This is a genomic window from Flavobacterium sp. (assembly GCF_044341265.1).
Lineage (GTDB): Bacteria > Bacteroidota > Bacteroidia > Flavobacteriales > Flavobacteriaceae > Flavobacterium.
In genome coordinates this window covers 39,203-53,141 of record NZ_JBIISA010000027.1, presented here as the reverse complement: position 1 = coordinate 53,141, position 13,939 = coordinate 39,203, and the positions used below count along the sequence as shown (strand labels likewise).

Below are 13,939 nucleotides of genomic sequence, written 5' to 3'. Positions count from 1 at the left end.
TACAATAAAAAACAGTTGCAAAAAGTAAAACGCTTATAACGGATGTATAAAATCCTACTATAAGCGTTTTTTTATTCTCTAAAAAACGGTGCTAATCAAAATAAACGATGTTTTTCAGTGCCCTCTTTTGAAATTGCTCTTTTTTTTATGCAAAAATGTTTTTATCAAAAATCAGCTTTTGATAACTATTTGAGATAAACCAAACCAATAATTTTAAAAAATATAAAAAAATAAACTAAAAATTATCACATTCACAAATCGACATCACTTCAATTAAATTTAGACATTGTTCAAGTATTAATATACTTTCAAATAGTAATTTTGTCTAAAATTTACTATCATGAAAGTCGGAATTGACAGCATTGCATTTGACCTACCAAAAATACATTTACCTATAAAAGTTCTTGCAGAAAATAGAAATATTGAACCCGAAAAACTTGTAAAAGGTTTAGGCTTACATAAAATGAGTTTTCCAGATGTACACCAAGATGTTGTAACTTTTGCTGCTAATGCCGTTTACAAACTTATCCAACAAGAAAACCTAAACCCAAAAGATATTGCCCGAATTTATGTTGGAACAGAAAGCGCTGTCGATTCTTCAAAACCTATAGCAACTTATATAACTTCATTATTAGAACAACAATTTGGTGAAGGAAGTTTCAATTATTGTGATACTTTAGACATGACTTTCGCTTGTATTGGAGCTGTAGATGCTCTTCAAATAACTCTCGATTTCATCAGATTAAATCCAACCAAAAAAGCCATAGTTGTAGCCACCGACAATGCCAAATACGATTTGAATTCAACTGGTGAATATACTCAAGGTGCTGGAGCAATTGCTATGTTAGTTACTGCTAATCCAAGAGTTTTAGCATTCTCTCAAGAAGTTAGTGTTTCTGCTCAAGGTGTTTTTGATTTTTTTAAACCAAGACGTTACTTTTCAAAAGAAGAAATTTTAAATACAAATGAAAACCCTGAATGGTTTGGAATTCTTGAAAATGAAATTGCTTTCTACAAAGAACAACCTGTTTTTGACGGACAATATTCAAATCAATGCTATATCAACAGAACTTCTGAGGCTTATTTCAAATACAAAGAAATCACCAACCAAAATGGAAAGTTGTACGAAAGTTGGGAAAACATTTTGATGCACCTACCCTATTGTTTTCAAGCTCGAAGAACATTTATAGAAATTTTTGCCAAAGAAAATAATCTAACAGAAGATATTAAAACCATTTCAAAATCACCTGAATATTTAGAATTTGTAAAACAAACTATTTTTCCCTCAGAAATCGCTTCTGGTCAAGTGGGAAATATGTACACTGGTTCTATTTTCCTCGGAATGTTATCTACATTATGCTATCATGTACAACAAAACACTAATCTTACAAACAAAAAATTTGGTTTCATTGCTTATGGAAGTGGCTCAAAATCAAAAGTTTTCGAAGCCGAAGTTCAAGAGAATTGGCAATCAGTAATTGAAAAAACACAGTTATTTGAAACCCTAAATAATTCAACTGAAATAGATTTTGGAACCTATATCACACTACACAAAAAAGAACGTAAACAATCCGTATTACAACCTAAAAATGAATTTGTTTTAGATTATATCGAAAAAGAAAGTCCTGTTTTAGTTGGTGCTAGGTATTATAAATTTCAATAGCCAACACCTTAAGGTGTTGGCTATTGATTAGTGAAAATATAATCTTTTATCTAATATCTAAAATCATCCAAGCCATCCATCTCTATCTAAACTTCTGTATTGAATAGCTTCTGCAATATGATTGGAAACCACAATTTCTGAATTTTCTAAATCAGCTATGGTTCTAGCAACTTTCAAAATTCTATCAAAGGCTCTTGCAGAAAGATTCAATCGCTCCATAGCAGTTTTTAGCAATTGTAAAGATGCTTCATCTAAGGCACAATATTCTCTAATCTGTTTCGAATTCATTTGTGCATTATAATGAATGTTATCAAATGTCTCAAATCGTTTGCTTTGAATTTCTCTTGCTGCTGTTACTCGTTTTCTAATTTCGATACTACTTTCTGATTTTCGTGTTTCTGTTAATTTGTCAAATGGAACTGGCGTAACTTCTATATGAATGTCAATTCTATCTAAAAGTGGTCCTGAGATTTTACTCATATAGCGTTGCATTTCATGAGGCGAAGAACTTTGTGGCGCATCTGGATCATTAAAATAACCACTCGGACTCGGATTCATACTAGCCACCAACATAAAAGATGATGGATAAGTAATTGTGAATTTAGCTCTCGAAATAGTCACTTCCCTATCTTCCAGAGGTTGACGCATTACTTCTAAAACTTCTCTTTTGAATTCTGGTAACTCATCAAGAAACAAAACGCCATTGTGAGATAAAGAAATTTCTCCAGGTTGCGGATAACTTCCTCCTCCAACAAGAGAAACACTTGAAGCGGTATGATGTGGCGCTCGAAAAGGTCGTTGACTCATCAATCCAGCGTCTTTAATTTTTCCTGCTACCGAATGTATTTTTGTAGTCTCCAAGGCTTCTTTCAAAGTCATTGGTGGTAAAATACTTGGCAATCGTTTGGCAAGCATTGTTTTTCCTGAACCTGGTGGACCGATTAAAATAATGTTATGTCCGCCAGCTGCGGCAATTTCCATACATCTTTTAATAGACTCTTGACCTTTGACATCTGAAAAATCAAACTCCGGAAAATCTAATTCCTTGTAAAATTCTTCTCTTGTGTTGATGATGGTTGGTTCTAACGTTCCTTTTCCTTCAAAAAAATTGATTATTTCAGTTACGTTTTCAATTCCATAAACTTCCAATCCATCAACAACTGCAGCCTCTTTGGCATTTTGTTTTGGCAGAAAAAAACCTTTAAAACCTTCTTCTCTAGCCTGAATTGCAATAGACAAAGCGCCTTTTATGGGTTGCAAACCTCCATCTAAAGACAATTCACCCATAATAACATATTTATCTACATCATCGGCTTTAATCTGACCAGAAGCTACAAGAATTCCAACTGCTAATGTCAAATCATAAGCAGATCCTTCTTTACGTAAATCAGCTGGCGCTAAATTTATTGTGATTTTTTTTACTGGTAATTGATAACCATTATTTTTGAGTGCAGCAGCAATTCGATAACTACTTTCTTTAATGGCGTTGTCGGGCAAACCTACAAGATGGTATCCAACTCCTTTATCAATATTTACTTCAACAGTGATTGTTGTGGCTTGAACGCCAAAAACGGCGCTTCCATAAACTTTTACTAACATGGCGTATATAATTAAGTCACAAATATCTAAAAAAAAATTATTCAACAAAAATTTTTGACTTTTTTTATTCCTCATCAGTTCTTCATAACATGTTTAAAAAGTTAAAACTCAAAAAAATTCAAACAAAAGTTTAATATTACTAAAACGTTTTTTACTTTTAACGAATATACTACTAACCACTATGAAGAAAATTCTATTTCTAATTGTACTTAGTTTAATTACTAGCACAATTTCCGCACAAGATTATTTTCCAATCAATGAAAATGTAAAAAACAAAAGCACTAATTATACTGCTTTTACCAATGCAAAGATTTACGTTACACCAACTCAAGTTATTGACAAAGGAACATTGTTAATTTTAGATGGAAAAATTATTGCCGTGGGAACAACGGTTTCAATTCCTAAAAATTGTCTAGTCATTAACATTGAAGGAAAATCTATTTATCCCTCATTTATTGATATTTACACCAATTTTGGAGTAGAAAAACCGAAAGCAATTAGCAGTTTCGAAGGTGGTCAATTATATGATACTAAACGAAAAGGATATTATTGGAACGAGCACATTCGTCCAGAAATAAATGCTTTTGAGTTATTTAAGTATGATGAAAAAAAAGCAGAGGATTTTTTAAAAATTGGCTTTGGTGTTGTAGGAACTCATAATCAAGATGGTATTGCTCGTGGTACTGGAAGTTTAGTAGCACTTAATAACGCTCCAAACAGTTCTAAAATTATAAGTAATTCCATTTCAAATCATTTTGGATTTACTAGAAGTTCTGGTTCGGCACAATCGTATCCAAATTCTCTAATGGGAATGATGGCACTTCTTAGACAAATGTATTATGATTTAGACTGGTATAAAAAAGGAAATTCAGAAACTACCGATTTGTCACTTGAAGCGTTAGCTAAAAATGAAAAATTAATACAAATATTCGCATCAGAAGATAAATTAAATAGCTTAAGAGCATCAAAAATTGGAAACGAATTTAACATCAACTACCTGCTTAAAGGTTTTGGAAACGAATTTGAACGCATCGACGAAATCAAGAAAACCAATGCAAAATTCATCATCCCAATAAATTTTCCTGAAGCTTACGATGTTTCCAATATATTTCAAGCCAATCAAATGGAATTAAATGATTTACGCTATTGGAATCAAGCTCCTACCAATCCGAAAGTATTATCAGAAAACGGAATTACTTTTGCGCTAACAACTGATAAACTAAAAAAATTAGACGATTTTAGAACGAATCTATTACGTGCAATTAAGTTAGGATTTGATAAGACTAAAGCCCTAGAATCATTAACAACAATTCCTGCACAAATGCTTGGTAAAAGCAACGAAATTGGCAGTTTAAAAGTAGGAAGTTATGCCAATTTTCTAATTACATCTGGAGAAGTATTTGGAGAAGAAACGATACTTTTTGAAAATTGGGTACAAGGAACAAAATATGTAGTAAACGATGGAACTATAAAAGATATACGTGGCGATTACGATTTAACCCTAGACAATGAAACCTACAAAATGAAAATTGAAGGAAAAATTGCTAGTCCAAAAGTAAACATCAAATCAAAAGAAGATAAAACAGTAAGCTCTAAATTTTCTTTTTCAAACAATTGGATTACACTTATTCTAAAATCAAAAGATACAATCAATCCATCAATAAATAGATTAACTGGATATGTTGAGAATACTTCAAATCTCTTTGGTAAAGCTATTTTAAATGATGGCAAAGAAGTTTCGTGGAGCGCCATAAAAACAGCACCTTTTGTAAATAAAGAGGAAGTAAAAGAAGCTGAAAAACCTTTCAAAGTCTTTCCGGTAACCTACCCTAATTTACCTTTTGGAAATTCGCAAAAATTAGCATCTCAAAATTTACTATTTAAAAATGCAACGGTTTGGACCAATGAAAAAGAAGGCATACTTCAAGAAACCGATGTATTAGTAAAAAATGGAAAAATTGTAACCATCGGAAAAAACATTTCGGATGCTAGTGCAACAATAATTAATGCTAAAGGCAAACACATTACTTCAGGAATAATTGACGAACATTCACATATTGCAATTTCAAGAGGTGTAAATGAATCTGGACACAATTCAACTGCAGAGGTTACTATAGAAGATGTGGTAAATTCTGAAGATATTAATATTTACAGAGAACTTGCTGGTGGCGTTACAACATCACAATTACTTCATGGTTCTGCTAATCCAATTGGTGGTCGTTCGGCCATTGTTAAATGGAAATGGGGATTAGCACCAGACGAAATGTTGTATAAAAATCAACCAAAATTTATCAAATTTGCCTTGGGTGAAAATGTAAAACAATCTAATTGGGCAGATCAAAATCCGACACGTTATCCTCAAACTAGAATGGGTGTTGAACAAGTTTTTACCGATTATTTTCAACGTGCCAAAGAATATGATGACGCTTGGAAAAGCTACCGTGCTAATTCAAAAAATACTAAAGCACCAAGAAAAGATTTAGAATTACAAACCCTTGCAGAAATCATCAACAAAGAACGATTCATTACTTGCCACTCCTATGTGCAATCTGAAATATTAATGATGATGAATGTGGCTGAAAAATTCAATTTCAAAATGAATACCTTCACTCATATTTTAGAAGGCTATAAAGTAGCTGATAAAATGAAAGAACATGGTGTTGGAGCCTCAACGTTCTCCGATTGGTGGGCTTATAAATTTGAAGTTAATGATGCCATTCCATACAATGGTCCGATAATGCATAATGCTGGTGTGTTAGTTGCCTACAATTCTGATGATGCTGAAATGTCTAGACGTTTAAATCAAGAAGCTGCCAAAGCAGTAAAATACGGCAATGTTTCTGAAGAAGAAGCATGGAAATTTGTAACACTAAATCCTGCAAAATTATTGCATATAGATGATAAAGTAGGAAGCATAAAAGTTGGTAAAGATGCCGATTTAGTAGTGTGGAATGAAAATCCGTTATCTATTTACGCAAAAGCAGAAAAAACAATAATTGAAGGCGTAGTATATTTTGATATTGAAAGAGACACCATACAAAGAGACGCAATTACAAAAGAAAAAAATGAATTGATTAGTCAATTGCTTGAAGAAAAAAATAAAGGAATGCTTACGCAAGAGCCTATAAAAAAAGAAAAGAAAGAATATCATTGTGACACTTTAGAAGAAAACTAAAATGAAAAATTTATGTATAATCATTGTGATTTTAAGTTTAACAACAAACTTAATCGCTCAAAAAAAGCCAGCTGATAAACAAAGTAAATCCGTTTTAATTATGAACGGAACAGCTCATTTAGGCAACGGAAAAGTTATAGAAAATAGCATCATTGCTTTTAAAGAGGGTAAATTGCAATTTGTCGCCGATGCAACGCTTATCAGAATTGATATGAATACTTATGATATAAAAATTGATGCTGCCGGCAAACACATTTATCCCGGATTTATTGCTCCAAATTCCACATTAGGATTGGTTGAAATTGATGCCGTAAAAGCCTCTGATGATGAAGATGAAATTGGAAACTTTAATCCAAATGTCAAAAGTTTAATGGCTTACAATTCTGAATCAAGAGTAACCGAAACTGTGGTTAGTAATGGTATTCTTACAGCGCAAATCACTCCAAGAGGAGGAAGAATTTCTGGATCATCTTCTATCGTTCAATTAGATGCTTGGACATGGAAAGATGCGGTTCTTAAAGAAAATGATGGTATTCATTTGAATTTTCCTAACACTTTTAGAACTGGTCGTGGAGCAGAAAATGGTGTTATTGAAGTTAACAAAGACTACAACAAACAAATTGAAGAAATTGTAAATTTTATCAATACCGCGAAGAGCTATTCTAGCAGTACTCCGAAAGAAAGAAACCTTGTACTTGAAGCAATGAAAGGATTACTTGACGGAACACAAACACTTTTTATACACGCCAATGACGAAAAACAAATTATTGATGCTGTTAATCTATTCAAACAAAACGGAATCAATAAAATGGTTATTGTTGGAGGATATGAAGCCTATAAAACAACAGAGTTGTTATTAAAACACAACATTCCTGTTCTTCTAAGACGTGTACATGATATGCCGGTAAATGATGATCAAGATTATGACCTTCCTTTCAAAATGGCTAAAATACTTACCGATAAAGGTATTCTTGTAGGACTAGAAAACAGTGGTAATATGGAGCGTATGAATACTCGTAACCTACCCTTTCTTGCTGGTACTTGTGCAGCATACGGACTTGATAAAGAAATAGCCTTACAACTCATAACTTCTAATACAGCCAAAATTTTAGGAATTGATTCTTTTTGTGGAACCTTAGAGGAAGGTAAAGACGCAACTCTATTTATTTCTGAAGGTGATGCATTAGATATGAGAACCAATAAATTAAAGGAAACTTTTATCCAAGGAAGATTAATCAATTTAGAAAACCATCAAAGCAACCTTAATAAAATATACAAATCAAAATATAATCAAAACTAAAAAGTAAAATATTTCATTCTTTTTGTAAAATAAAGTTGTCTATATGTAAAATATACTTTACATTTGTTTCAACTTTAAATCATTTATATATGAAAACACACTTTTTATTTCCAAACGCATTTAAAAAAATTGGATGGTTGTTGTTTGTGCCAAGTTTCATTCTAGGTACCTACCTTCTTTTGAGTGGCTTTGATTTTGACAACTCATTTGTTGTAAAAACATTTGCAATAGTCAATGATAGACTATTTAATCAATCTAAGTATTTTAATTTTATTGAAAATGGAATTCTTGATGAACTAATTACTGTTTTAGTAATAGTTGGCGGCATACTAGTAGGATTTTCAAAGACCAAAAATGAAGATGAATATATCTCAAAAATAAGATATGAAAGTCTTGTTTGGGCAACCTATTTCAATTTTGGCTTATTACTTTTTACAACCCTTTTTATTTTTGGATTTCCATATTTTTACATCCTAATTGCTAACATTGCAGCTATGTTGTTGTTCTTTATTATAAGATTCCATTATAAAATTTATCAATTAAATAAAGCTACTAACGATGACGAATAATTTGAAAGTCTTGCGAGCTATTAAGAATATTTCGCAAGAAGATTTAGCCAAGCAAATTGAAGTCAGTCGTCAAACGATAAACGCAATGGAAAAAGGAAAGTATGTTCCCTCAACAGTTTTAGCACTTAAACTAGCACGCTTTTTTGATAAACCTGTAGAAGACATTTTTACCTTAGAAGCAACCGATTAAAAAAAATCCCATCTAAATTAAGATGGGATTTTTTATTATTTTTTAAAATTTACAATTCCTTGTTTCAACCAATTCTCATACAATGCAACATCAGGATCATAACTTGTAGTTGGTGTTACCTTATTCAAATTATTACCTTTATTGTCAACCAATACGTATAATGGTTGCGTATTAGTGTTGTATTTAGTTATCATAAAATCGGTCCATTTGTCACCAATAGTTTCTATTTCTGCTCCTGTAGATTTAGAAACAAACTGTTCTTCATTTGGCAATGGACGTTTGTCATCTGCAAATAATGAAATTACAACAACATCGTTCTTTAATATTTTCAAAACTGGTTCTTCTGACCAAACATTGTTTTCCATTTTTCTACAATTCACACAAGCGTGTCCTGTGAAATCTAATAATGCTGGTTTCTTTACTTTATTAGCATAAGCCATTCCTTCTTCATAATCTGTAAAAACTACTATACCATGCGGACCAAGTTCAGCGCCTTCTGGTAATTTTTCTCCTGTACCATTAGAAGAAGAACCTCCTACTCCATTTGGACTTTCACTGTAAGTTTCAGGTGGTGGAAATGCACTGATTAATTTTAAAGGTGCACCCCAAAGTCCTGGAATCATATAAATGGTAAAAGCTAATACTGTTAAAGCCAATCCTAATCGTCCTACAGAAATATGAGTTATCGGTGAATCGTGAGGCAATGTGATTTTTCCAAATAAATAGAAAGCCCAAGCTCCGAAAATAGCAATCCAAATTGCTAAGAAAGTTTCTCTTTCAAAATAATGCAATTGCAACACTAAATCAGCATTTGATAAAAATTTGAACGCCAAAGCTAATTCTAAAAATCCTAAAGATACTTTTACTGTATTCAACCATCCTCCAGATTTTGGTAGCGAGTGCATCCAACCCGGAAACATAGCAAAAAGCATAAAAGGTAAAGCCAAAGCTGATGAAAATCCTAACATCCCAATAATTGGTGCAATACCTCCTTTAGAAGCAGATTCCACCAAAAGAGTTCCAACAATTGGTCCTGTACAAGAGAACGAAACTATAGCCAAAGCTAATGCCATGAATAAAATTCCAACAATACCGCCTCTGTCTGCTTGTCTATCTACTTTATTTGCCCATGAGTTAGGCAACATAATTTCGAATGCACCCAAAAATGAAGTAGCAAATACAACCAATAGCAAAAAGAAAATGATATTAAACCAAACATTGGTTGAAAGCGCATTCAAAGCATCGGCTCCAAAAATACCTGTAACTGCTAATCCTAAAACAACATAAATTGCAATAATTGAAATACCATAGATAATAGCATTTCGCTTGCCTTGAGCTGGAGTTTTACTTTGCTTAGTAAAGAAACTAACCGTCATAGGAATCATTGGGAAAACGCAAGGAGTTAATAAAGCTGCAAAACCTCCTAGAAATGCTAGAAAAAATATAGTCCAAAGTCCTTTTTTCTCTTCTTTTTTAGGAGCAACTTTTGCTGCTGTTTCTGTGGCAGCTTTGACTTCAGTTTTAGTAGTATCAACAGTTGTTGCTGGTGCTACTTTGGTTGTATCTAAAGCTGGAGTAACTACAGCTGCTGTTTCTATTACTGGAATAGCAAAACTAAAATCTTTATTATCGTTAATACAACCGTCTTTACAAACCTGATAATCAACGTTTAGAAGTATTTTACCAACTTTAGGATTGGTGATTTTTACTTTTTGAATCAGTGTAAACTTCTTTTCAAAATAGTATTCATCGACTCCAAAATCGGCATTGAATTGTTTCTTGTAGGGACTTTCTTTTGCCTTACCTACCAATTCATAATTTCCTTTTTGGTTTTTGAATTCTAAAACAATTGGTAAAGGTCCATCTTCTGGTGTGAATTGAGAATAGACATGCCAACCTTCTTCAATAGTAGCATTCATAACTAAATTAAACTCTGTATCGGATACTTTTTCTACTTTAGATGTCCAAGTTACTGGCTTTTTTATTTGTGCATTTATATTGGTTAAAACCAAAAAAGCAATCAATGTGTAAAAGAAATTCTTCATTTATTGAATGGTTATTTTTAAAATTTTAGTGGTGTTAGAAGTTGCTTTAAATTGTTCATCTTGTCGCATTCCAACTATCCAAATAATTTGATTATCAGAACATAACAACCATTGATTTGATTTTTCAATCAACGATAATTTCTCGTCCTTAAAATACTTGCTAACTTTCTTTTTACCAAGCATTCCTGCAGGATAGAAAAAATCGCCTTCTTGCCATCTTCTCAAGACCAACGGAAACAACAATTTTTCTTCATCGACAAAGATACTATTTGAATTTGATTCAGAAATGTCACCTAAGTTACAAAACTCAAATTTTAAGGGAATATTAACTTGGCTTACATTTTTATCTATCAAATAAACATCGGTTGCAGTAGCTTCCTCTTTCAAAGATAAAATCAAACAATCTCGGTCTTTCAACAAACAATAGTCTTCGGAATAAATCTGTTTGCCTGATTGTGCCTCAACCAAATTATAGATATCATCCCAAGCTGTAAATCCGTAATTTTTGAGCCATTGAAATAAATAGGCTTTATAATTGGGCAATTTCAACAACTCTATTAATTGAAATTTTAAAAGATTCTTTTCCTCTTTAACTACAATTTTATAAACCAATTTTGAAGCATCATCTACCAAAGATTGTGCTTGTTTCAAATGTTCTAAAGTGTTTTCAAAAGAAGCCAACAAATTGGGATGCAATTCTTTCAAAACCGGAACCACATCATGACGCAACTTATTACGCAAATATTTATCGGAAGCATTACTGGAATCTTCTCGCCATTGAACCGCATTTGCTTTAGCATAAAGTTCGATATCTAATCGTGAGAAAGACAATAACGGACGAATGATTCTATCATTTTGATTGGGAATTCCTGTCAGTCCATCCAATCCTGTTCCTCTGCTTAAATTGATTAAAAAGGTTTCTAAGCTGTCATCCAAGTGATGAGCTGTCAATAAATAATCAAAGTGTTCTTTATCTAAAAGTTCATAAAACCATCCATAACGTAGCTTTCTAGCTGCCAACTGAATGGAAAGTTTATAATCTTCAGCAAACTTTGCAGTGTCAAATTTTTGAACAAAAACTTCTATTTGCCTTTCATTACAAAAAGAAGTCACAAACGCTTCATCACCATCACTTTCCTCTCCTCGAAGCTGAAAATTGCAATGAGCAACAGCAAAATCATACTTTAATTGATGTAGTAAATGCACCAAAACCATACTATCAATTCCGCCACTTGTAGCCAAAAGAAGCTTCTTTTCCTTTAGAAAAGGAAAGTTATTTTGTAAATGATTTTGAAATTGGTGTAGCATTTATAGTATGAAAACGCTAAAGTAGTAATAATAAAAGTTTGACGAAAAGAACTCATCAAACTTTTATTGTTATTGAAGTCGTTTAAACTTTTTTGATTGAAGCGAAAAATTAGGGTTTTTGTTTCAGATTTTAGTTTTTTTTCATTGCATAGCAGTGCTACGGAATTAAAAAAAACTGAAATATGGGATAAAAATACAATTTTGTAGCCAATTGAAAAAAGTTTAAACGACTTCATCTATAAAGAAGCAACTCGTTCAAGGGTTTTGGTAAGTTCTTCGGTAGTTTTTGAAATCGGAATTGATTCTACGATTTTTTTAGTTCTTGCATCAACAAAGAATAGAATTCCTGAAGAACGCAACTTTACAAATTCCAAGCCATTGGCTTTCAAAATTTCTGCAGAAGCAGCTTTGGTTTCTTTATTTGTAATGTCGTTTGTTAAAACTGTCATACTATTGCTATCCACTTTAGATAGGAGTTCGCTAACAACTCTATCTTCGTTTTTAATGCAAGTAGAACACCATTTTGCTTTAACCAAAACCACATAATATTTAGGATAGGTTTGAGCAAAAAATGAAGTAGTAAACAGTAATACCGCCAACACTATTAGTTTCTTGAAATTCTTCATAATACCTTTTTTAAATTGTAAGATTGCGCTAAGTTAAACATAAAAAATTAATTATTTTGTAAGGTATCTAACATTGCTTTGGCTTTTAACAAACATTCGTCGTATTCATGTTCTGGAACTGACTTTGAAGTTATGGCACTTCCTACAGAAAATGAAACGTAGTGCAATTTTTCATTGTACAAAATGCTTCTTATGACTACGTTAAAATCAAAGTCACCATTGGGAGAAAAATAACCTACTGCACCACTGTACAAACCTCGCTTGGTTTCTTCTAAATCTTCAATGATGTTCATTGCCGAAATCTTTGGAGCTCCTGTCATACTTCCCATTGGGAAAGTAGTTTGCAACAACGCTGTTGATGATGTAGTGCCTTCAACCTCTGAAACAATAGTTGAAATCATCTGATGCACTTGTTTAAAAGTATAAATGCCACACAACTCTTCTACTTGAACTGAACCTCTGGTAGCTGTTTTAGACAAATCATTACGAACCAAATCAACAATCATGATGTTTTCTGAACGTTCTTTTTCGTTATTTGAAAGCTCGCTCTTTAGAATCGCATCTTGTTCTAAATCAAAACTTCGTCTTGCAGTTCCTTTAATGGGTTGTGAAATCACTTTATTACCTTCTTTTTTCAAATAGCGCTCAGGAGAAGCACACATTAAATAATCGGTGTTGTTTTTGAAATATACTGCAAATGGTGGCTCCGAAATGGCATTCAATTTTTGATAAATGGTAACTGGATTTATTATAGCATTTTCAGCATAAAATTCCATACAAAAATTGGCTTCATAAATATCGCCACGATGAATATGCTGCAACATTTTGCCCACTTTAGAAAGATACTCTTCTTTAGAAATGCGTTGTTGAATTACTACTTCCGAATGTTGGGTACTGAAAACAGAACACTGGTTGATTTCTTCAATATCCGAAGTCATTTCATCATCACACAAATACAAATAGTGCAGCTCTAGTTGATTTCCTTTCAATAAAAACAACTTTTTGGGTTGGAAGAAAAACAAATCAGGAAAGTGCAAACCATCATAATTGTTGGAATGTAAATCTTCAATATCGTTTTTTAAATCGTAGGATAAATAACCAAACAACCAATCGTTTGACTGACTTTGATATTGATGTAAATCTTCAAATGACTTATCAAAATCAGTTTTTATTGAGGTAAAAGCATCAACGGCAACTACACAATCATAATTGGAATAGTGTTGATGGTATTCATTAGAATCTAAAAAAACCACTTCTCTAAATTGATTGGACCACAACAAAAGCTGTTGCTTGAATAATTTAGGGTTTTCAATAGTTCTAGATTGGATTGTTCTCAAAGGGAATTTTATTTTTTCAAAATTACAACAAAAAATATTTTGAGCTAAAATTATAATTTCATTTTTTTTGGCACGATTTTTAGACTGCTAAAATTAAGCACATTTACTTCACTTAAAATTAAATTAT

10 protein-coding genes are annotated in these 13,939 nt (G+C 32.3%); 5 read left to right on the top strand and 5 right to left on the bottom strand.

Annotation, left to right across the window (positions count from 1 at the left end; translation table 11 throughout):
* Positions 1–340 precede the first annotated feature (340 nt).
* The gene (locus tag ACIQ06_RS12440) at positions 341–1,663 is read left to right on the top strand and encodes a hydroxymethylglutaryl-CoA synthase family protein (protein ID WP_396146775.1); all 1,323 of its coding nucleotides are present in this window, start codon (positions 341–343) and stop codon (positions 1,661–1,663) included.
* Between the two features lie 63 nt (positions 1,664–1,726).
* Here ACIQ06_RS12440 and ACIQ06_RS12435 read toward each other — a convergent pair whose 3' ends face one another.
* Positions 1,727–3,262, bottom strand: a complete 1,536-nt coding sequence (locus ACIQ06_RS12435; protein ID WP_396146773.1) for a YifB family Mg chelatase-like AAA ATPase — start codon at positions 3,260–3,262, stop codon at positions 1,727–1,729.
* Positions 3,263–3,443: 181 nt separating this feature from the next.
* On the opposite strand from ACIQ06_RS12435, the gene ACIQ06_RS12430 reads away from it, so the two are divergent.
* From ACIQ06_RS12430 to ACIQ06_RS12415, 4 genes are all read left to right on the top strand, one after another.
* Positions 3,444–6,437: an amidohydrolase family protein gene (locus tag ACIQ06_RS12430; protein ID WP_396146771.1), complete on the top strand. Its 2,994-nt coding sequence runs from the start codon at positions 3,444–3,446 to the stop codon at positions 6,435–6,437.
* Between the two features lies 1 nt (position 6,438).
* On the top strand, positions 6,439–7,737 hold the full coding sequence (locus tag ACIQ06_RS12425; protein ID WP_396146769.1) for an amidohydrolase family protein: 1,299 nt from the start codon (positions 6,439–6,441) through the stop codon (positions 7,735–7,737).
* 89 nt (positions 7,738–7,826) lie between these two features.
* Entirely contained in the window at positions 7,827–8,306 is a 480-nt protein-coding gene (locus ACIQ06_RS12420) for a hypothetical protein (protein WP_396146766.1), read from the top strand.
* Complete coding sequence (locus ACIQ06_RS12415; RefSeq protein ID WP_396146764.1) at positions 8,296–8,496, top strand: helix-turn-helix transcriptional regulator; 201 nt, start codon at positions 8,296–8,298, stop codon at positions 8,494–8,496. Before ACIQ06_RS12420 ends, ACIQ06_RS12415 begins: the two co-directional genes overlap by 11 nt.
* A 35-nt stretch (positions 8,497–8,531) precedes the next feature.
* Here ACIQ06_RS12415 and ACIQ06_RS12410 read toward each other — a convergent pair whose 3' ends face one another.
* The 4 genes from ACIQ06_RS12410 to ACIQ06_RS12395 all read right to left on the bottom strand — a co-directional run bounded on the left by ACIQ06_RS12410 (position 8,532) and on the right by ACIQ06_RS12395 (position 13,812).
* The gene (locus ACIQ06_RS12410) at positions 8,532–10,541 is read right to left on the bottom strand and encodes a cytochrome c biogenesis protein CcdA (RefSeq protein ID WP_396146762.1); all 2,010 of its coding nucleotides are present in this window, start codon (positions 10,539–10,541) and stop codon (positions 8,532–8,534) included.
* Entirely contained in the window at positions 10,542–11,849 is a 1,308-nt protein-coding gene (gene tilS, locus ACIQ06_RS12405) for a tRNA lysidine(34) synthetase TilS (protein WP_396146760.1), read from the bottom strand.
* A 236-nt stretch (positions 11,850–12,085) separates the two neighbouring features.
* Entirely contained in the window at positions 12,086–12,475 is a 390-nt protein-coding gene (locus ACIQ06_RS12400) for a hypothetical protein (protein ID WP_396146758.1), read from the bottom strand.
* Between the two features lie 47 nt (positions 12,476–12,522).
* On the bottom strand, positions 12,523–13,812 hold the full coding sequence (locus tag ACIQ06_RS12395; protein WP_396146756.1) for an anthranilate synthase component I family protein: 1,290 nt from the start codon (positions 13,810–13,812) through the stop codon (positions 12,523–12,525).
* Positions 13,813–13,939 lie beyond the last annotated feature (127 nt).